Genomic DNA, 20121 nt, shown 5'->3' with positions numbered 1-20121 from the left:
ACACCTGCGCGTGCGAGTGGGAGGTTTCAAGCGGGCCCCGGGGCTTGGAAACTAGTTCCGGCGGCCGGTGGCCTTCCGGTACTTGCGGTAGTCGGAGCGGCCAACACGGATCGTGATGAAACCGCCGATGAGCGTCACGGCCGTCAAGATACCGCCGACGATCAGCAGCATCTGGGAGATGTCCTCGCTCGCGCCGTGGCCCCAGATCGTGGTGGCCGCGCCGTAGATCAGCGTGCCGAAACCTGCCAGCGACGCCAGGATCAGCGCCATACCGACCCAGGTGATGTGCTTGACCAGCGAGGAGTGCGGAGCGCCCAGCGACACCGGGTCGTAGCCGTCGACGTAGCTGTCCTGGATGGAGGTGCCGTACTCCGGGAAGCTCTCAGTCGAAATATCCGCAACCGGTGCGGGTCCTGCGTGTCCACTCATGGAACTATCTCTCTTTCCTAGTACCTATTACCGAGGGGGTGCCCTTTGCCGCTTCCGCAGCGATGATTCCCATTATAGGTGGGCTGCCGCGGGGAGCACGCTGTGTCGCTCCCCGCATTGGCGGGCCCTTTTTAGTCGTCCTTGCCGCGGAATGCCGCGCGTGCGCGCTCCTTGTTGATCGCGCCGACAGCCTCCAGCGGGATGCCCGCCGGGCAGACGTCTGCGCACTCGCCGAAGAGGGTGCAGTGGCCGAAGTTGGTCTCCAGCTCGTCCACCATCTGGCGTGCGCGCTTGCCGCGCTCTTCCTGGCCCAGCGGCAGGAGCTTCAGGTGGTTCAGCTTCGCGCCGGTGAACAGGTGGGCTGCACCGTTCGGGCACGCCGCGACACAGGCACCGCAGCCGATGCAGGCAGCGAAGTCGAGTGCCTTCTCGGCGGTCTGGTGGTTGACGTGCAGGGTGTCAGCGTCCGGGGCCGTACCTGCCTGGATGGAGACGTAGCCGCCCTGCTGCATCACGCGGTCCAGAGCGGAGCGGTCCACGGTGAGGTCCTTGATCACCGGGAACGCAGCCGAGCGGAACGGCTCGATGCGCAGCGTGTCGCCGTCCTTGTAGTTGAACAGGCGCTGCAGGCAAGCCGTGGTGTTCTGGCCTGCACCGTGCGGGCGGCCGTTGACGGAAACGCCACAGGTGCCGCAGATGCCCTCGCGGCAGTCGGAGGCGAAAGTGAACGGTTCCTCGCCTGCTTCGACGCGGTTGTTGTTGACGTGGTCCAGCAACTCCAGGATCGACATCTGCTCGACAGCGTCGTCGACCTGAACGGTCTCGAAGTTGCCCTCGGCGTCGGGTCCGGCCTGACGCCAGATCTCAAGTGTCAGTTTCATTACTTGTAGTTCCTTGTCATCAGCGGGATCGAATCGAAGTACAGAGGTTCGGCGTGGCGGATGAATTTCTCATCGCCGCCCGGCTCCCATGCGGAGACGAAGCACCAGTTCTCGTCGTCACGCTCTGCCTCGCCGTCCTCGGAGAGGTGGTCCTCGCGGTAGTGCGCACCGCAAGACTCGTCGCGGTCGAGAGCGTCGATGATCATGAGCTCACCCAGGTTGATGTAGTCCGCGACACGGATCGCGTTCTCCAGGGTCTGGTTCATGTCCATCGCTTCGCCCGGGATGTTCACGTTGGCCCAGAAGTCACGGCGCAGCTCGCGCACGGCCTTCAGGCCCTTCTCCATCAGCTCTTCGTTGCGGGAGACACCGCAGGATTCGTAGAGAATCGCGCCGAGCTTCTCGTGGTAGTAATCCGGGCCGTGCGGCTCGGAACCCTGGATATTCATCAGGCGGTCGATGAGCTCCTGGGAGCGGGTCACAGCGGCGGAGACCTCCGGCGCTTCCAGGCTCAGGACCTCTTCGTTGAGGTGGCCAGCCAGGAAGTTCGGGACCGTGAACGGCAGGGTGAACCAGCCGTCAACGGACGCCGACAGCAGCGAGTTCGCGCCGAGGCGGTTCGCACCGTGGTAGGTCCAGGAGCACTCGCCGGCGGCGAACAGGCCGTCGATGGAGGTCATCTCATTGAAGTCGGTCCACAGGCCACCCATGGTGAAGTGGACAGTCGGGGCGATGCGCATCGGCACCTCGTACGGGTCCTCGCCGATGGAGTCCTCGTACATCTCGAACAGGTTCGAGTAACGCTCGCGGATGGTGTCCTTGCCCAGGCGCTCGATGGCGTCGGAGAAGTCCAGGTACGCGGCGTTGTTCAGCGGGCCGATGCCGCGGCCGGCGTTGATCTCCTTGGAGATCGCGCGGGAGGCCACGTCACGCGGGACCAGGTTGCCGAAGGCCGGGTAGCGGCGCTCCAGGAAGTAGTCGCGCTCTTCTTCCGGAATATCGGCCGGGTTGCGGTCGTCGCCCTGCTCCTTGGGGACCCAGATGCGACCGTCGTTGCGCAGGGACTCCGACATCAGCGTCGTCTTCGCCTGCCACTTGGCGTTGACCGGCAGACCCGTCGGGTGGAACTGCACGAACGCCGGGGACGCCAGGTATGCGCCATGCTCGTAAGCGCGCATGATGGCGGAGGCGTTGGAGTTCTTCGCCAGGGTGGTCTTGTGGTACACGTTGCCGTAACCGCCGGTGGCGAGCACGACTGCGTGGCCGGTGAACGGCACCAGCTCGCCGGTGATCAGGTTACGGGTGACAATGCCCTCGCAACGCTTCTTGCCGTCTTTTTCAGTGATGATGAAGTCGACCAGGTCGTTGTGGGTGAAGATCTCCACGTTGCCCAGGTGGATCTGACGCTGCAGCGCCGATGCCGTGGACAGCTGGAGCTGCTGACCTGTCTGGCCGCGGGTGTAGTAGGTGCGGGACACCTGGACGCCACCGAAGGAGCGGGTGGCCAGTGCGCCGCCGTACTCGCGGGCGAACGGAGCGCCGATCGCGTTCATGTGGTCGATCACGCGGACCGACTCGACAGCGAGGCGCCAGCAGTCGGACTCGCGGCAGCGGTAGTCGCCGCCCTTGACGGTGTCCTTGGTGTGGCGGTACGCGCCGTCGTTGTCCATCTTCTTGCCGCGGGCGGAGTTGACGCCACCCTGAGCAGCAATCGAGTGCGCACGGCGCGGAGCGTCGTGGTAGGTGAAGTTCTTCACGTTGTAGCCGAGCTCGCCGAGGGCGGCCGCAGCTGCGCCGCCGGACAGGCCGGTGCCGACAACGATGACGGTGAACTTGCGGCGGTTGAGCGGGGAGACGAGCTCCATGTGGTCCTTCTGGTAGGTCCACATGTCGCGCATCGGGATGCCCTTGGGCTCGTTGCTCTCCAGGATGTTGCCCGGGGTGACGCCGGCGGCCTTGGACTTCGGGTTGGTGAAGTCCTTGTTCTCGTCCTTCTCGGCGGCCGGGGTGTCGGTTGCCCCCTTGGCCTCGGCCGGACGGTCCTTGGTGGCCTGGGTGCTCATTGCCTTGGCGGCCGCACTGCCAGCCTTGTTCTCAGCCTGAGCCTTCTTGACGTTCGGCTTCTGGTCAGCGCTCTTCGGGGCGGTCTGGGAGCGCGGCGGCTCCTTGCCGTCGACGCCGTTGGCGGGAGCCTTCTCAGCTGCCTTCTTCGGCTTCTTATCGCCCGAGTTGTATGCAGTAGTCATTTGCGTTCCTCCAGCCGTTCCTAAGACACCATTCCGAATGCGATGGCCAAAGGCATCACAATGTTGCCGATCACCACGATGGCGGGGATCCAGTACGCGAGCACGACCATGATGGCGCTGCCGCGCTTACCCAGCCAACCCAAGTCGGAGACCGCCAGGTACACACCGTGGGTGAGGTGCAGGAACAGGGCGATCATCGCGATGACGTAGAACACCGTGACAAACCAGCGCTCAGGAGCGAACGTGGCCAGCAGGTTGTTCTTGACTGCGCCGTGGGTGAATGCCTCGGACGCGACGACCTCGCCGACAGTCAGGTCGAGGATGTGGAAGATGATGAACAGCAGCAAGATGATGCCGGTGACGATCATCCAGCGTGCGGCGGTGGACTGCAGGCCGCCCATCAGGTTGGTGCGGCGGAATTTACCGCGGGACTTGCTCGAGCGCGCCTTCAGAGCAAGAGCGCCCCAGACGTGCAGCACGAGACAGGCGAGGAGGACGATGCGGATGATCCACAGCAGCGAGCTGCCGGGGAACAGCGGCTGGCCCATCTCGCGCAGGAATGTGCCGTATTCGTCGATTGCGGCACCGCCAGCGTGGTCGGGCATGAAGATCTTGAGGTTACCGACCATGTGGCCGATGACGAACAAGAAGAAAATCAGGCCGGTGACGGCCATTATGAGCTTGAGCACCCAGGTAGGCACTCCGGGCCGCTCGCGCAGCGGCTCCTCAGTGATTTTGCCGTGACGAATTGCGTCACGATCTGCATGTTGAACAGTCATGGCACCTCCAGTGTCGACTTAACTTTACGATTAACCCAAGGTTCACCACTACTCGACGTGCCACCTCACCCCCACTGAGCTGTCGCGCACGCAGCATTTCCGCACCATCGGCGCCAGCACACGTCCAACATCGCAGTTCACATCTGCAACAGCTTTACGACGCCCACCGCCACCCCCGAAATGTGAATTAGCCCACCTACACCCACCCCGGGCATTGTGCGGCACATTCATCACCCCGAAGGGTGTCAAACTTTGGTTTGTTAAGTCGCCCTTATCTCCCGGTCCTGCGTAAACCTAGGGCGACGAGGCAGATCGCCAGATTTCGTTACAGTGGGACCCATGACTGATACGAATTCTGCAACCCGAACGATCGACGCATCCGCCAACGACATTTTCGCGCTCCTGTCCGACCCGTCCCGCCACGCCGAGACCGATAACTCCGGCATGGTCGTCTCCGCCGACACCGATGCCAAGCTGGAGAAGGTCGGCGACATCTTCGTCATGAACATGACCAAGGAGGACGGCGACTACCAGACCCGCAACGAGGTCTTCGCCTTCCAGGAGAACAAGGTCATCGGCTGGAAGAACCTGGCTAACCTCACCGCTGATGTCGAGGTCGGCGCGAAGTGGCTCTACGAGCTCTCCTCCGAGGGCGCTGACAGCACCTCCGTCACCCTGACCTACGACCGCAGCGAGATCGCCTCCGACGAGGTGCGCAAGATGTCGGAGAAATTCGACGACGCCGTGATGGAAGAGTCCCTCGCCGCTCTGGCTTCCGCTGTCGGCGGCACCGACAACCCGACCCAGAAGGGCTAAACGCAAAGCAAAAAGCGCCCCGCCACAGCTCGTCGATAAGCTGTGGCGGGGCGCTTTCGCGTGGCTTTTCTTCAGCGCGAAGAACTTCTTCTCTTCCTTTAAGTCCGGCTGGATCGCCAGCGTGCCTTCGTCACCGTTCTCCTCCGGGATCGGGTAGACGATGTTGCCCGTCGTCGATGCGCCGGAGTACAGCGTGTTGCTCATGTCGAAGTCATCGTCGATCAGCACGATGGTTTCGAACTGGCCCACGGTCTGCCCGTCCGGCGAAATGTACTCGACCGTGAACAGCGGGGCCTTGCCCTGCGGGTCATCACCGATGTACTCGGCGGTGATGTTGGCCATCATGTACTTCTTGCCCGCCTCCGGGTCCTTGTTGTAGTCGTTGGCCTTCTTAATATCGTCGGTGGCGTCGAGGTTCACCGAGTTGAGGGTGACCTTCCAGTCCTTGTTCTCAATCGTCGAACCGACCGGAAGCGGGTTCTCGCGGGAGCTACCCTCCTTGCCGCCCTTCTTCTTGCCCTTTCCGTCGTCGCCCTTATTGTCGCTCGGCGATTCGGTGGCATTGCCCGTGGACTGCTGCGCGCTCGTGGTCTCGTCGCCACCGCCGCCGCCGTCACCGTCGTCGCCGCCCTTGGTGAGGAAGTAGATCAGGCCACCAATCAGAGCAAGCGCAACAACCAGGCCGCCGATGATCGCGATGATCTTGCCGCTGCCACCGCCGCCGTTGCCGTCCTGACCGCCCTGGCCGTACGGTGCGTTCATCTGCTGGCCGTACTGGCCCTGCTGGTCATAGCCCTGGCCGTAACCCTGGTGGTCATAGCCCTGCTGGCCGTAGCCCTGGTCGTAGCCCTGGCCGTAGTCATAGCCCTGCTGGCCATAGTCGTAGCCCTGCTGGCCATAGTCGTAGCCGTACTGGCCCTGCTGCCCGGGCTCCGACTCGGAGAACGGGTCCCGGTTGGGGTTGATGCTGCTAGACATTACGTTTCCTTGCTATCGGCCCCACCGGCAAGCGGCGGAGCGACGGATCAGTTCTAAGCGCCTTTTAAGACTGGCTGCGTTTCACTCTAACCTCGAAATCACTTTTCGTCGTGCTAACCCGCCAAATCCTTTTCCTTAACACCAGCCATGAGACCACAAGAAAACGCCCCGAGCAGGGCTCGGGGCGTTTTTCAGCCGTCGATAAGCAAACTGCTTAAAGATTGATCATGTGGCCCTCGACGCCGTGTGCGACTTCCTTGAGCACCTCGGACAGCGTCGGGTGGATGTGCACGCTACGCGCAATCTCGCCCGCGGTGAGGTCGAAGCGCTGCGCCAGGTTGATCTCCGGCAGCAGCTCGGAGACATTCGCGCCGACCAGGTGCGCACCGAGGATCTCGCCGTACTCGCCGTCGACGACGAGCTTGCCGAAGCCCTGCGACTCCGCCAGACCCAACGCCTTGCCGTTCGCGGAGAACGGGAAGGTAGCGACCTTGATGTCCTTGTCCGCGAACTTCTCGCGCGCCTGCTCCTCCGTGTAGCCCATGGAGGCGACCTGCGGGTTGCAGAACGTCGCGCGCGGCATCATCTGGTAGTCGCCGAGCTCCATCGTCTCAGCGTCGGCGATGGTCTCAGCCGCAACGATGCCCTGCGCCTCAGCCACGTGCGCGAGCTGCAGCTTCGCCGTCACGTCGCCGATCGCGTAGATGCCGTCGACGTTGGTGCGCATGCGCTCGTCCACGTTGATCGCGCCGCGGTCCGTGAGCTCAACGCCCGTGTTCTCGAGGCCGTAACCCTCGGTGCGCGGCTGGAAGCCGACGGCGACCATGACGCGGTCGACAGTGATGGTCTCCGTGTCGTCCGAGCCCTTCTTCTGGATGTCCACCTCGACTGAATCGCCGTTGTCGCGCACAGCCGTCGTCGCGTGACCCGTCAGAAGCTTCACGCCGAGCTTCTTGTACGCCTTCGCGATCTCCTTGGACACGTCCTTATCCTCGTTCGGCAGGACACGGTCCATGAACTCGACGACCGTGACCTCTACGCCGTAGTTGGACAGCACGTACGCGAACTCCATACCGATCGCGCCAGCGCCCACGATGACCATCTTCTCCGGGGCCTCCGGGTTGAGGATCTGCTCCTCGAAGGACACCACGTTCTCGGACAGCTCGATGCCCGGCAGGGTCTTCACCACGGAACCCGTAGCAATGATGCAGTCATCGAACGTGACCGTCTTGCCCTTGTCATCGCCCTCGGTGATCTCCAGCGTCTTCGCATCCTTGAAGGAACCGACACCGTTGATCTCCGTGATCTTGTTCTTCTTCATCAGGTAGTGGACACCACCGACGATCTTCTCCGAGACCTTGCGGGAACGCTTGTGCGCGTCCCCGTACTCGAAGGAAACATCGCCCTTGATGCCGAACGTCTTCGCCTCGTGGTTGAAGATGTGCGCCACTTCAGCGTTCTTGATCAACGACTTCGACGGAATGCAGCCCACGTTCAGGCACACACCGCCCCAATACTGCTTCTCTACAACCGCGACCTTCTTGCCCAACTGGGCTGCGCGAATTGCGGCGACATAGCCACCGGGGCCAGCGCCAAGTACAACAACGTCAAAATGTTCATTAGCCACGTCCCCTAGGATACGTGCGCTCGCGCCAACTCGCTGCGGGGGTGCTTTCCGCTTCAAAGTTCCGCCCACTTTTGGCATGATGTAGCAAGCTTCCCATTAGTTAGTAGCGAAGGAACCTCAAGCATGAAGTTGTCCCGCCCCGCACTCGCGTCCGTCGCCGCGATCGCCATCGCAGCAGGGTCGCTCACAGCAGCCAGCGTCGTCAACGCCGAAGACGCAAACCAGCTTAACGACGATACCGTGACCGGCACCTCCGCCGACGCTCCTTCCGGTGAGTCTGGTGCCGACGATTCTGCTGCCGACGACTCCGACGCCGAGGGTGAGGGTGAGGCTCCCGCCGATGAGTCTGACGCTGGCGAAGACGCTTCCGACAACGCCGCTCCCGGCGCAGATACCGAAGCTGGCGAGACCGGCGCCCAACGCGACAAAGATAGCTCCATGGGCGACCTCAGCTCTGTTACCAAAGATCTGGCCGAGCGGGGCAAAGAGAGCATCGACCCTGAGATCGAGGACGCCGCGCAGGAGGTGCCGGAAAACGACGATGTACCCGCCAAGCTCGCCTCGATGCGCAAGATGACCGGCCCGGAAGATGCCCCGAAGAAGGTCTCCGGCAACACGTCGCAGGCCCAGGACTGGTACGGCACAAAGGGCGTCGAGGGCTGGTACGTCTACTCCGAGTCCATGAAGCGCGACATTCCGGTCGCGCTCGTCCGCGCCACCGACAAAGACGGCAAGCCAGTTGCCGACGCTCCGACGCTGTACATGCTCAACGGTGCCGGCGGCTCCGAGCAGTCCGGCGACTGGATTTCCGTTGCTGAGGCCCAGAAGGTCTACAAGGGCAAGGGCGTGAACCTGGTCGTCCCGATGGAGGGTGCATTCTCCTACTACGTCGACTGGCTCACCGACGGCGACACCTTGAAGGAAAAGTCCGACTACTTCAAGGGCGAGCAGAAATGGTCGACGTTCCTGGGCAAGGAGCTGTGGCCCGCCGTCGAAAAGGAGCTCGGCGCGAACGACAAGCGCGGCATCCTCGGCTTCTCCATGTCGGGCACCTCCTCGCTCCTGCTCGCGGAGCACCACCCCGAGCTTTACGACGCCGTCGGTTCCTTCTCCGGCTGCGCCGCCACCTCCACCCCGCTGCCGTGGGCATTCGCCGCACTGACGGTGAACCGCGCCGCCAATGAGCCGAATTACTCCTCGGTCACCCCCGCTCACATCTGGGGTCCGATGGGCAGCCCCTACAACCGTTACAACGACGCCCTCGTCAACGCCGAGAAGCTGCGTGGCAAGGCCCTCTACATCTCCAACGGCTCCGGCACCGCATCACAGTCCGACATGGTCGGTTTCCGCGTCGCCAATGGACAGAACCTTGCCCAAGCCATCGGCGGTTCCATGACCACCACCGTCGAAGGTGGTGTCATCGAGGCTGCGACCAACTCGTGCACCCACGATCTGCGCGCCAAGCTGAACAACGAGAACATTAAGGCGCACTACGAGTTCCGCAAGGCCGGCACCCACGCCTGGGCCGTCTGGCTCGACGACCTGTACCGCTCCTGGAACACCACCTTCGGCCCTGCGCTCGTCGGCGATGACTTCGTCGAGGCCGTCCCGGACCCGGAGGACGGGCTCCCCGAGCGCGCTACCTGGGACGCTGACAGCAGCAGCTAAAGCATAAAAGCGGCCTTCCCCGGGGTTTTCGCCCGTTTTTCACGCCCTGTGACCTGCTTGTTTAGGCGATGTCTACTGAAGTAGACATCGTTTGGTGGATTGTGGGTTGCGCGCGGTTTAACGTTTGTGCTGTGAACGATTTTGACGCGTTTCTAACAACACTTGACAGTCCGATGGACATCCTGGCCGGTTTCGACCGCCAGGCTGCTCAGGCTGCCGGCGTCAAACCCACCACGTATATCGAGTGGGAAAAAGCCCACGAGACCTACTTCGGCGCAACCCGCTCCACCCGCAAGCAAGCCCACGCGGTACGCATCGCCCGTGAAACCGGTAAATCACTGGACCAGATCTTGTTCATCGAACAACAAGTCCGCCCGTTGGGTACCGAGAAAGAAAAGTGGAAGATCCGCCTGGCGTTGTTGTCGGTGCGCGGGAACTACGAGACGTTGAAACGCCGCGCCAAAGACATCGTCCCCGAGGTGGACACACCAGCCCCGGAATCCTCAGTCCGGTTCGGCAAGCCCCGGAAAGGCAAACGCACCTTCAGTGCCACCGGTGATGCGAGTGATATCGCAGCACTCGAGTACGCCCTGCGCCAAAAACTCGACGCCACCCGTCCTGAGGGCCCGCAGATGTACGAGGCATTCCACGACCTACTCCACAACGACGGTGCTGTCGCTGATGCTGTCCCACGTCCACTAGTCCAGATCCCGCTGCCGGATTACATCAAGATCCTTGGCGGCCAGGGGGATGACACCATCCTGGGCCTGTCTGACGGCACCACGATGACGGGTGCGGAGTATCTGATGCACCATCACTCCAAGGACCTCGAGGTAGCACTGTTCCACCCACAGGCAGGCCCGGTGAACCTGTACAACACGAAACGGTTCGCCAATAAGAAACAACGCGACCTCGCCCGAGCAACACTAACGACCTGCCCTGTGCCGGATTGCCGGCATGCTGCCGATAACTGCGAGGTCCACCACATCGAACCCTGGGCCCGGGGCGGGCCGACGAACATGAACAACCTGTCGGTGTTGTGCAGGTATCACAACCGCACCAACGACGATGACCCCGACAGAAACAACAGGGGCCGAATACAGATGCGCGATGGGACACCAACATGGATCTCACCGCGCGGAACACCAGTACCGAACACCACACACCAATACGGTGCCATGCACCTACTGTTCGGGAAATAGCGAAACGGCCGCAGACACAGTCTGACCACGCTCATCGCGTGAATCAGGCATGTCCACGGCCACTTCCGCACGCCCAAAACAAAAACCGGGCCCCACAACGGGACCCGGTCTTTGGCGCGGCGTTTTTAGAACATGCCCATGCCGAGAGCGATCGTGGACGAGGTGGAAGACATCTGGTGGAAGATGCCGCCGAGGAACTCGTTGATCATGAGCTGGAACTGCTCGAGGGGGTGGAGGCCGTTGGCGTTCATAGGGAGAGTCCCTTTCTTTTCTTTTTCTGCTTCTTATTCAGATTGGGTTGACGCTTCCGTCACCGCTTGCGGGCGGCTGCGGACTCACGCTGTCTGTCGGTTTCAGATGCACTCGCGTTACGCCGTCTGACGACGACACAGAGGCGACAATACTCGCCCGACGGATCGTAACATGATTAACTTTAATCACAACTGAAACATCGTGGGTACTTGAATGCCAGCTCACCCACCAATAAAGTCAAGGGCGCTTTGAGGTTCCACCGCGGTAACACAACGCTCATTAGCAGCGAATAACCGGGGTGGAACCGCAAACCGCGGTACAACGCAATAACGCTCCCACCACTGAAGGAATACTGACCATGAAGCTCGTCCGCACCGTCGCCGCAGTCACCGCCGCTACGGCTCTCGCTTTCGGCGCAGCAGCCCCCGCTTTCACGGCTGATGCCGCCCCAGTCACTGCGGCTCAGGTCGCGGGCAATACTCCGGTGGGCACAGTGAAGAACTGGAATGCACACCCCGCACCGACGGCTGTGACAACGGGTGAAACTGCCAAGTGGGTCAGCCAGGTCAACCACAAGGATGTGTGGGCGTTCTGGGTGAGCTCCCCGTCAATGGGCCGCGATATTCCGGTCGCAGTCATCCCGGCGCGCAACGGCGCGGGTGAGCTGGTGAAGAATGCCCCGACGGTTTACCTCCTCAACGGTGCTGGTGGCGCGGAGCAGAACGCGGACTGGCTGACGTACGCAGAGTCCGCGAAGTTCTACAAAGACAAGGGCGTCAACGTGGTCATCCCGATGGAGGGCGCGTTCTCCTACTACACGGATTGGCTGCAGACACCGAAGGCGGAATACTTCAAGGGCCCGCAGAAGTGGGAGACGTTCCTGACGAAGGAGCTGCCGGGACCGATCGAGAAGCGCCTCGGCGCGGACAACCGCCGCGCGGTCGTCGGTTTCTCCATGTCGGGCACGTCGGCACTGGTTCTGCCGACGAAGGCCCCGGGCTTTTATGACGCCGCCGCAAGCTTCTCCGGTTGCGCAGCCACGTCGACGCCGGCTCCGTACAATTTCGCGCGTCTGACAGTCAACCGCGGCGCGGGTGCAGCCGCGAACTTCCAGACGGTGACGCCAGAGCAGATGTGGGGGCCGATGGGCGGCGCTTATAACCGCGCGAACGACGCACTGGTCAACGCGAATAAGCTGCGCGGAACGGCGCTGTATGTCTCCACGTCGACCGGCCTGGCGGCGAAAGAGGACATGGTCAGCCATATCGCAAGCAAGGGCGCAACGGAGATCCAGGCGCACGCGGCGGCGATGACTCTGCAGGTCGAAGGCGGAGTGATCGAGGCAGCCATCAACACGTGCAACCATGATCTGCGCGCGAAGCTGGACAGCCTGAAGATCCCGGCGCATTACGAGTTCCGCAACGTGGGCACGCACTCGTGGCCGACGTGGCGCCAGGACATGGAAACGTCCTGGTACAAGACGCTGAAGCCCGCGTTCAAGATGTAAACAAAACAGCATCAACCATCGGGCATATCCGCCGGCATTAGGGTGGCGGGTATGCCCGATTTTTCTATTGAGCCATCGCTTCTCGACGACATCACCGGCGACGCAGCCCTCGCTTGGGCCACGAGCTGGTCGGGCGAGACAGAGGAACGCACAGCAGCTGATCGCGACACAGCCGCACTCGCAGAGCGCATCCGCGGCATCCTCGACACGGACGACCGCATCCCGTACGTCACGCGCCGCGGGGACTTCCTCTACAACTTTTGGCGCGACCGGGAGCACCCGCGCGGTCTGTGGCGCCGGACCACCACGGAGGACTACCTGGAGGAAAAGGGGTGGGAGGTGCTACTGGACGTCGATAAGCTCGCTGCGGACGAAGCGGAAGACTGGGTGTTCAAGGGCGCGGCCGTGCGTCCCCACGCACACGACCGCGCCCTCGTCCGGCTGTCGCGCGGCGGGGCGGACGCGGTCGTCGTGCGCGAATTCGACCTCGCCACCCGCACGTTCGGCGGCTTCGAACTCCCCGAAGCGAAAACCGAGGTCAGCTGGGTTGATCTAGACACGCTCTTCGTCGGCACGGACCTCGGCGGCGAAACGCTCACCACCTCCGGCTACCCCGTCGAAGTGCGTCGCTGGCAGCGCGGCACCGACCTACGCGACGCCCCCGTGATCTTCCGCGGCGAACGCTCAGACGTCGCCGTCGGGGCCGCCCGCGACCATACGCCGGGCTTCGAACGCACCATCTTCACGCGCGCGCTCGACTTCTACAACCAGCGCACGTACATCGAGGACACGCTTATCGACGTCCCCACCAACTGCACCCCCATCCCCCACCGCCAATGGCTCTTCCTGCTTCCCCGCACCCCGTTTGCGGGGCTGGCCGGCGGCGAACTCGGCGTCATCGAGCTCGACCGGTTCCTCGCCGGCGACCGCGACGTGCGCGTGCTCGTGAGCGGCACCACCGTGGAAGATTTATCGTTCACCGCGTCGTCGCTTTTGGTGACCACTCTCGACGACGTAGCGACGCGCATCAGCTCTTTCGACCTGGGCACGTGGGAGCGCACCGAGCTTTCGCTTCCCGACGCCGCCACCGCCCACGTCGTGAGCACCAGCCCCCTCGACGGCGACGAAGTCTGGATCAACGCCTCCTCGTTTTCCACCCCGTCAACCTTGTTGCGTAACGGTAAAGTCGTGCGCCGTGCGCCAGCGCTTTTCGACGCCTCCCGCATCGAAACCCGCCAACACTGGACCACCTCCGCCGACGGCACGAAAATCCCGTACTTCATCACCGGCGACTTCTCCCTCGGCGCGCGCCCGACCCTCGTCGGCGGGTACGGCGGGTTTGAAGTCTCCCTCACTCCTGCCTACTCAGCCGTCCGCGGCGCCGCGTGGCTGGAGCGCGGCTATTTCTACGTGCAGCCCAACCTGCGCGGCGGCGGTGAATTCGGCCCCGAGTGGCACTCCCAGGCGGTGAAAACGAACCGCCACAAGGTGTGGGAAGACCACCGCGCTGTCCTCGAGGACATCGTCGCCCGCGGCTACAGCACCCCAGCCCAACTGGGCATTCGTGGCGGCTCCAACGGCGGACTCCTCACCTCCGGCGCACTCGTCCAGTACCCGGAGCTCTTCGGCGCCGCCGTCATCCAGGTCCCGCTTACCGACATGCTGCGCTATCACACCCTGTCCGCCGGCGCGTCCTGGATGGCCGAGTACGGCGACCCCGACAACCCGGAGGAACGCGCCGCAATTGAGACGTGGTCACCGCTGCACAACATCGCACCAGCGTCCGCCGCGACGTACCCGCCGGCGCTCGTGACCACCTCGACCCGCGACGACCGCGTTCACCCCGCCCACGCACGTACCTTCGCGCTTGCTCTCGGGAAAGCAGGGCAGCCCGTCGACTACTTCGAAAACACCGCTGGCGGCCACGCCGGCGCCGCGGACAACGAGCAGGTCGCACGGGTTGAGTCCCTCATTTACAGCTGGCTCGACGCCCGCATCGGAGATCAATCACGCACCCCATGGAACTTTCGGACCACAACTTCCGACTAACCCTGAAGCAGAAACGCTATCCGGGAAAGGACCCCACATGAAGAAGATCACTGCACTCGCTGCCACCATTTGCGTCGCATCCATCGCTCTCGCCGGCTGCGGAAGCGAAAACGGCACCGACAACGAGGCGCAGGACGGCTCCGCTTCCTCCTCCACCTCCGCCGCACCCGAGGCCAACAATGCAGAGGAAGCGTCCTCCATTTCGCTTGCCGACGGCTACTGCCGCGCCAAAGAAGAGCACTCCGACATGACCGCTTGCTTCGGAACCCTCACCAACTCGTCCGACAAAGACATCACGGTGAAGTCCTTCACCGCCCCGGATCTCGAAGGTGCCTCGACGGAACTGCACGAAGTCGTCGACGGTCAGATGCGCGAGAAAGAGGGCGGTTTCACCATCCCGGCTGGCGGCTCCCAGGAGCTCGCTCCCGGCGGCGAACACCTCATGATCATGAACTACCCCGCCCCTATCCAGGCCGGCGACGCACTCACGTTCAACCTGGTCATGGGTGACGGCTCCGAGCTCACCACTGAATTCCCGGTGCGCGAGCAGCCGTCCGGCGAAGAGGACTACGCAGGTGGCCACGGCGATCACGCGGGCCACGAGCACGGCGGCGAGCACGAGCACGGCGGTGAGCACGATTCCCACGGACAGCACTAACCCTTCCGCGCCGACGGACTCGGCTGCGCCGTCGCGTCGGGCGTTCCTGCGTGGTGTCGGCATCGCGGGCGCTGCGACGGCGGCGGCAGTCGGAGCGAGTGCGTGCGCGGAGGAAGCGGAGGAAGGGGAAGCGGGAGGCGTCGATAAGCCTGCTGATGGGTGGTCCGAAACGACGGTGGCGTTCGACGGGGAGCACCAGGCGGGGATCGCGACGCCGCAACAGTCGTTCTGCAAGCTGATCGCGTTCACGATCAAAGACAACAAGCAGACGCGCGAGGACATCGTGCGCCTCATGCGCCTGTGGACAGACGACGCGCGACGCATGTGCGGCGGCCGCGCGGGGCTCGCCGACCTCGAGCCGGAGAATCTCCAGTCGACAGCGAACCTGACGATCACCGTCGGGTACGGACGCAGCCTGCTCGACAAGCTCGATCTCGCGGACGAAGCGCCCGACTGGCTCGCCGAACTGCCGGCCTACAGCCGCGACGAACTGCGCGAAGAGTGGTCCGGCGGCGACATCTGCCTGCAGGTCTGCGCCGACGACCGCTTCACCGTGGCGCACGCCGCCCGCTTCATGGTCAAAGGCGCACGCAGCTACGCCGACGTCGCATGGGTCCAGGACGGCTTCCTTCACGCGCGCGGCTCGATCCAGCCGGGCGAAACGCCGCGCAATCTCTTCGGGCAGCTCGACGGCACGGGCAACCCGGCGGTCGACGAATTCGACAGCGTCGTCTGGATCGACGAAGGCCCCGCCTGGACGAAGGGAGGTACGGCGATGGTGGTGCGTCGTATAGCAATGCTTCTCGACGAATGGGACATCCTCGACCGCCCCTCCCGCGAAGTAGTCTCCGGCAGGCGACTCGACAACGGTGCCCCGTTGAGCGGCACCGACGAATTCGACGAGCCCGATCTAGACGCCCGCGACGAATTCGGTCTGCCCGTCATCGACCCGAATTCTCACATGGCGCGCGCCAAGTCGACGGATCCCGCAGAGCGCATCTTCCGCCGCCCCTACAACTACGACATGCCGCCCGGCCCTGATTCCCGCGGCACGTCCAATGCGGGACAGATGTTCATCTGCTTCCAGAAGAACCCGTTGAGACAGTTCGACCCCATTCAGCAAAGGCTCGACAGCGCCGACCGCCTCAACGAGTGGATCACCCACATCGGGTCCGCCGTCTTCGCTGTCCCCCGCGGCACCGCCGACGGCGAATACTGGGGTCAGGATCTCTTTGGGGGTCGCGGGTAGAGTTACCCCTCGATGAAATCCCTGTCTTTCGCGACCCTGTTCGCCGCGCTATCTGGCTTCGTGGTGCTGTGGGTCGCGTCGTGGTCCCTCGACGCGGAGACCCAGATGCCGCTGTTCCAGGCGTACTGGAGCTTGTTCTTCGCGTCGGCCGGGTTCATCGACGGGATCACGCAGGAGACCACCCGCGCAGTCGCCTCCGCTCGCGAACGCGGTGTGCGGGGGTCAGCGAACCCGTGGCGTCTGGCTGGTTTCGCTGCTGCGGCGGTCGCTACTGTGACCTTGGCCGCGGGCGCCGTCGCGATGGCGCACTTCGTTCCGCCCTCCCCTGCCCTGGCCAAGGGGCTCCTGGTTTTCGGCCTAGCTAGCTACGTCTTCCAGGCAGTTCTGTCCGGCATCTTGAGTGGCGCGAACCTCTGGAACCAATATGCCGGACTCGTCGCCCTCGACTCAGGCATCAGACTCGTTCTGGCCGGTGTCGCCTGGGCTGCCGGGTGGGGCCTGCCGGCGTTTCTGGCCATCACGGTGATTGGTGCGGCGTCGTGGGTGGCTATCCTCGCCGCATCGAAGCAAGCCCGCGGGCAGATCCGCGCGGCTCTCGACGTCGACCGCCCGACATTTGTCCGCCGTGTCCTGTCCGCGGTCTTGGCCACCGGCGCTTCAGCTCTTCTGATCACGGGTTTTCCTGCCATGACCACCGCTGCGTTCGCCGCCGGCGACGGCACCACCGCCGGAACGGGCGCCGCTGTCGCCGCGATCAACCAAGCGGTGTTGCTCACGCGTGCTCCGGTGCTGGTTCCGCTGCAGCGCTTCCAGTCTGCGCTGGTGGTTCGGTTCGTGGAACAGCGCGACCGCATCTACTCCTCGCTCGCGGTGCCGATTGGCGCGATTCTCAGCGTCGGCGCCGTCGGGTTCGTCGCGGCGTGGCTGGTCGGCCCGTGGATTCTGCGGGGGTTCTTCCCACCTGAGCTCTTCGTCCCCGGTCTTCCCCTCGGGCTTTTGACGTTCGCTTCGGCGCTCATGGGCGCTCTCATCATCACCGGCACCGCCGTCCTAGCTTTAGAGCAGCACGCCTGGTACGTCGCTGGGTGGGTCACTGGAGCAGTCGTGGCGTTCGGCCTGTTGTTCGCGCTCCCAGTAGCGCTCGGCACCGGAGTCACAGAAACAGTCATTGTCGCGCTCACTGTCGGCCCGCTCGCTGGTGCGGCGGTGCACCTGGCAAGTCTGGCTGGTGGGGCGAGGACGGCCAGCGGGGCAACAAGCACGGCAGCCACCCAGCACACCAACTGAAGCGCCCCCGACCCGAAATGGCTCCTGACCCCGCGGTGAAAGCGCAGTTCGCCAGAGCTGCACGGCGCAAGACCGGCGACGGGATAGCATGGCCCTCATGACTCACGACCCAGCTCATCCCCCGGCTGCTTCGCCGACCAACGCCAGCTCGACGATGCTCGTGACAGGCGGCGCCGGTTTCATCGGCGCGAATTTCGTGAGGATGGTGGCACACCGCCAGCCGGAGACGAAGATCGTGGTGCTGGACGCCCTGACGTACGCGGGCAACGCTAAGAATCTGGCGGGACTCCCCGAAGAGAGGGTCGAGTTGGTTGAGGGGAGGGTGGAGGACCAGGGGCTCGTCGATAAGCTGTGCGCGGATGCGGACACGGTCGTGCATTTCGCGGCGGAGTCGCACAACGACAACTCGCTGCGCGACCCGTCGCCGTTCGTGCAGACGAACCTAGTGGGTACGTTCACGCTGCTGGAGGCGGCTCGCACGCACGGCAACCGGTTCCACCATGTCTCGACAGATGAGGTGTTCGGCGACCTCGCCATCGACGAGGCGACACGGTTCACGGAGGAGACGCCGTACCGGCCGTCGTCGCCGTATTCCGCGACGAAGGCGGGCTCGGATCACCTGGTGCGCGCGTGGGTGCGCTCGTTCGGGGTCAATGCGACGATTTCGAATTGCTCGAATAATTACGGCCCGTACCAGCATGTGGAGAAGTTCATTCCGCGGCAGATCACGAATCTGCTGACGGGGCGCCCGGCGAAGCTCTACGGCACAGGCGAGCAGGTGCGCGATTGGATTCATGTGGACGACCACAATGACGCGGTGCTCGCGATTCTGAACCGCGGCCGAACAGGCGAGACGTACAACATCGGCGCCGACGGCGAGCATTCGAATAAGGAGGTCATCGAGCTCATCTGCGAGTTGATGGGCGGCGAGTACGAGCATGTCGCGGACCGCCCGGGGCACGATCAGCGGTACGCGATGGACGCGTCGAAACTCGCACGTGAGCTCGGCTGGCGGCCGCAGAAGCGCTCGATGCGCGAGGGCTTGGAGGAGACGATCGCGTGGTACCGCGCCAACGCGGCGTGGTGGCGCGGCGCGAAGGACGCTGTTGAGCAGGGCTACGCGGCGCGCGGCCAGTAAGGTGGCGGGCATGACGGGAACGCGCATCGAGGGGCTCACGGTCCATAAGCTCACGGTTCACGGCGATAACCGCGGGTGGTTCAAGGAGAATTGGGCGGGTACGCCGCCGCTGCGCGTGGAGCAGAACAACGTCAGCTTCAACGCCGCAAAAGGTGCGACGCGCGGGATGCACGCGGAGCCGTGGGACAAGTACGTCTCGGTGGCCACGGGGCGCGTTTACGGCGCGTGGGTGGACATGCGCGAAGGTTCCGCGACCTACGGCGAGACTTTCGGGTGCGAGATCGGCCCGGATACGGCGGTGTTCGTGCCGCGCGGGGTCGCGAACGGCTTCCAGGCGCTCGAAGACGCGACAACCTACATCTATCTCTGCAACGCGCGCTGGTCGCCGGACGCGCAATACGCGTTCTGCTCGTACAAGGAGATCGACTGGCCGCTCGAGCCCACAGAAGTCTCGCCCAAGGACCTCGCCCATCCGCCGCTTATCGACGCCTCCCCTGTCCCTCCCCGCCGCCCCCTCATCCTCGGGGCGAATGGTCAGTTGGGGCGCGCTTTGCAGAAACTGCTGCCGGACGCAGAGTTCTGCGGGCACACCGATTTCGATCTCACCTGGCCAGTGGAAAAGATGTTGGAGAGCCGGGATTGGTCGCAGTATTCGGCGATCATCAATGCGGCGGCATTCAACGACGTCAACGGGGCTGAAAGCGCAGACGGGCGCACCGCGGCGTGGGAGGTCAACGCGCTCGGCCCGGCGAAGCTCGCGCAGGTGGCCAACAGGCACGACCTGACCTTGGTGAACGTCTCCACCGACTACGTCTTCGACGGGACGGTGGCAGAGCACACGGAGGATGAGGCGCCGAGTCCGTTGGGGGTGTACGGGGCGTCGAAAAGCGCGGGCGAAGCTGCGGCTGCCGCGGCGGCCAAGCACTATATTGTGCGCACGAGCTGGGTCTTCGGCGACGGTGGAAATTTCATGGCCACGATGGCACGGCTGGCGCACAAGGGAGTCTCACCGAAAGTGGTCAACGATCAGCGCGGGCGCCCGACGTGGGCGGAGGACCTCGCAAAGGGGATCGTGCACCTGCTGGAGGTTGACGCCGACTACGGCATTTACAACATCACCTCTCGCGGCGACGCGGTCACGCGCGACGAGATCGCCATGGCCGTCTTCGTCGCTGCTGGCGCCGATCCCGCCGACGTCCACCCGGTCAGCTCCGCCGAGTACCAGGCGGAATTCGGCCCCGAGGCGCCGCGGCCTGCGGAGTCGACCCTGACGCTCGACAAGATCGAGGCGACCGGATTCACGCCGACGAACTGGCGCGTGGCGCTCGCCCTGTACATGGGGTAGCTAAACTCCC

At 63.8% G+C, this 20121-nt stretch carries 16 protein-coding genes; 9 read left to right on the top strand and 7 right to left on the bottom strand.

Annotation, left to right across the window (positions count from 1 at the left end; translation table 11 throughout):
• Window positions 1-51 precede the first annotated feature (51 nt).
• The 6 genes from J5Y21_RS03270 to lpdA all read right to left on the bottom strand — a co-directional run bounded on the left by J5Y21_RS03270 (window position 52) and on the right by lpdA (window position 7756).
• On the bottom strand, window positions 52-429 hold the full coding sequence (locus tag J5Y21_RS03270; RefSeq protein ID WP_210572818.1) for a hypothetical protein: 378 nt from the start codon (window positions 427-429) through the stop codon (window positions 52-54).
• Window positions 430-560: 131 nt separating this feature from the next.
• On the bottom strand, window positions 561-1310 hold the full coding sequence (locus J5Y21_RS03265; protein ID WP_210572816.1) for a succinate dehydrogenase/fumarate reductase iron-sulfur subunit: 750 nt from the start codon (window positions 1308-1310) through the stop codon (window positions 561-563).
• Window positions 1310-3373 (bottom strand): fumarate reductase/succinate dehydrogenase flavoprotein subunit, encoded by a 2064-nt coding sequence (locus J5Y21_RS03260; protein ID WP_210573034.1) that lies wholly within the window; start codon window positions 3371-3373, stop codon window positions 1310-1312. Before J5Y21_RS03260 ends, J5Y21_RS03265 begins: the two co-directional genes overlap by 1 nt.
• Window positions 3374-3576: 203 nt before the next feature.
• Window positions 3577-4335 (bottom strand): succinate dehydrogenase cytochrome b subunit, encoded by a 759-nt coding sequence (locus tag J5Y21_RS03255; RefSeq protein WP_210572814.1) that lies wholly within the window; start codon window positions 4333-4335, stop codon window positions 3577-3579.
• A 294-nt stretch (window positions 4336-4629) separates the two neighbouring features.
• A complete protein-coding gene (locus J5Y21_RS03250; RefSeq protein ID WP_210572812.1) occupies window positions 4630-6129 on the bottom strand; it encodes a DUF4352 domain-containing protein in 1500 nt (499 codons plus the stop codon).
• A 214-nt stretch (window positions 6130-6343) separates the two neighbouring features.
• On the bottom strand, window positions 6344-7756 hold the full coding sequence (gene lpdA / locus J5Y21_RS03245) for a dihydrolipoyl dehydrogenase (protein ID WP_210572810.1): 1413 nt from the start codon (window positions 7754-7756) through the stop codon (window positions 6344-6346).
• A 123-nt stretch (window positions 7757-7879) separates the two neighbouring features.
• On the opposite strand from lpdA, the gene J5Y21_RS03240 reads away from it, so the two are divergent.
• Together J5Y21_RS03240 and J5Y21_RS03235 are read left to right on the top strand one after the other, a co-directional pair.
• Window positions 7880-9424 (top strand): alpha/beta hydrolase family protein, encoded by a 1545-nt coding sequence (locus J5Y21_RS03240; protein WP_246874906.1) that lies wholly within the window; start codon window positions 7880-7882, stop codon window positions 9422-9424.
• A 131-nt stretch (window positions 9425-9555) separates the two neighbouring features.
• Window positions 9556-10626, top strand: a complete 1071-nt coding sequence (locus tag J5Y21_RS03235; protein ID WP_349236920.1) for an HNH endonuclease signature motif containing protein — start codon at window positions 9556-9558, stop codon at window positions 10624-10626.
• 125 nt (window positions 10627-10751) lie between these two features.
• Here the strand turns inward: J5Y21_RS03235 and J5Y21_RS11765 are convergent, their stop codons facing one another.
• Window positions 10752-10877, bottom strand: a complete 126-nt coding sequence (locus J5Y21_RS11765) for a hypothetical protein (RefSeq protein WP_282597856.1) — start codon at window positions 10875-10877, stop codon at window positions 10752-10754.
• 359 nt (window positions 10878-11236) lie between these two features.
• Between J5Y21_RS11765 and J5Y21_RS03230 the strand changes: the two genes are divergently transcribed.
• From J5Y21_RS03230 to J5Y21_RS03200, 7 genes are all read left to right on the top strand, one after another.
• Window positions 11237-12385: an alpha/beta hydrolase family protein gene (locus J5Y21_RS03230; RefSeq protein WP_210572807.1), complete on the top strand. Its 1149-nt coding sequence runs from the start codon at window positions 11237-11239 to the stop codon at window positions 12383-12385.
• Between the two features lie 51 nt (window positions 12386-12436).
• The gene (locus J5Y21_RS03225) at window positions 12437-14434 is read left to right on the top strand and encodes a prolyl oligopeptidase family serine peptidase (protein WP_210572806.1); all 1998 of its coding nucleotides are present in this window, start codon (window positions 12437-12439) and stop codon (window positions 14432-14434) included.
• Between the two features lie 37 nt (window positions 14435-14471).
• Window positions 14472-15092, top strand: coding sequence for a copper chaperone PCu(A)C (locus J5Y21_RS03220; protein WP_210572805.1), 621 nt, complete (start codon window positions 14472-14474; stop codon window positions 15090-15092).
• Window positions 15073-16341 (top strand): Dyp-type peroxidase, encoded by a 1269-nt coding sequence (locus tag J5Y21_RS03215; protein WP_210573030.1) that lies wholly within the window; start codon window positions 15073-15075, stop codon window positions 16339-16341. The genes J5Y21_RS03220 and J5Y21_RS03215 overlap by 20 nt, the downstream gene beginning before the upstream one ends.
• 12 nt (window positions 16342-16353) lie before the next feature.
• Entirely contained in the window at window positions 16354-17628 is a 1275-nt protein-coding gene (locus J5Y21_RS03210; protein ID WP_210572804.1) for a hypothetical protein, read from the top strand.
• Window positions 17629-17725: 97 nt separating this feature from the next.
• The gene (gene rfbB / locus J5Y21_RS03205; RefSeq protein ID WP_210572802.1) at window positions 17726-18766 is read left to right on the top strand and encodes a dTDP-glucose 4,6-dehydratase; all 1041 of its coding nucleotides are present in this window, start codon (window positions 17726-17728) and stop codon (window positions 18764-18766) included.
• A gap of 10 nt (window positions 18767-18776) precedes the next feature.
• Window positions 18777-20111 (top strand): sugar nucleotide-binding protein, encoded by a 1335-nt coding sequence (locus tag J5Y21_RS03200; RefSeq protein ID WP_210572801.1) that lies wholly within the window; start codon window positions 18777-18779, stop codon window positions 20109-20111.
• Window positions 20112-20121 lie beyond the last annotated feature (10 nt).

This window comes from Corynebacterium sp. Marseille-P3884 (genome assembly GCF_017942225.1).
Taxonomy (GTDB): Bacteria; Actinomycetota; Actinomycetes; order Mycobacteriales; family Mycobacteriaceae; genus Corynebacterium.
This window is presented reverse-complemented; position numbering and strand designations above follow the sequence as displayed.

Coding starts and splice junctions, on each gene's coding strand:
- J5Y21_RS03270 (WP_210572818.1), bottom strand. CDS start 429: ATGAGTGGACACGCAGGACCCGCACCGGTTGCGGATATTTCGACTGAG.
- J5Y21_RS03265 (WP_210572816.1), bottom strand. CDS start 1,310: ATGAAACTGACACTTGAGATCTGGCGTCAGGCCGGACCCGACGCCGAG.
- J5Y21_RS03260 (WP_210573034.1), bottom strand. CDS start 3,373: ATGAGCACCCAGGCCACCAAGGACCGTCCGGCCGAGGCCAAGGGGGCA.
- J5Y21_RS03255 (WP_210572814.1), bottom strand. CDS start 4,335: ATGACTGTTCAACATGCAGATCGTGACGCAATTCGTCACGGCAAAATC.
- J5Y21_RS03250 (WP_210572812.1), bottom strand. CDS start 6,129: ATGTCTAGCAGCATCAACCCCAACCGGGACCCGTTCTCCGAGTCGGAG.
- J5Y21_RS03240 (WP_246874906.1), top strand. CDS start 7,880: ATGAAGTTGTCCCGCCCCGCACTCGCGTCCGTCGCCGCGATCGCCATC.
- J5Y21_RS11765 (WP_282597856.1), bottom strand. CDS start 10,877: ATGAACGCCAACGGCCTCCACCCCCTCGAGCAGTTCCAGCTCATGATC.
- J5Y21_RS03230 (WP_210572807.1), top strand. CDS start 11,237: ATGAAGCTCGTCCGCACCGTCGCCGCAGTCACCGCCGCTACGGCTCTC.
- J5Y21_RS03225 (WP_210572806.1), top strand. CDS start 12,437: ATGCCCGATTTTTCTATTGAGCCATCGCTTCTCGACGACATCACCGGC.
- J5Y21_RS03220 (WP_210572805.1), top strand. CDS start 14,472: ATGAAGAAGATCACTGCACTCGCTGCCACCATTTGCGTCGCATCCATC.
- J5Y21_RS03210 (WP_210572804.1), top strand. CDS start 16,354: ATGAAATCCCTGTCTTTCGCGACCCTGTTCGCCGCGCTATCTGGCTTC.
- rfbB (WP_210572802.1), top strand. CDS start 17,726: ATGACTCACGACCCAGCTCATCCCCCGGCTGCTTCGCCGACCAACGCC.
- J5Y21_RS03200 (WP_210572801.1), top strand. CDS start 18,777: ATGACGGGAACGCGCATCGAGGGGCTCACGGTCCATAAGCTCACGGTT.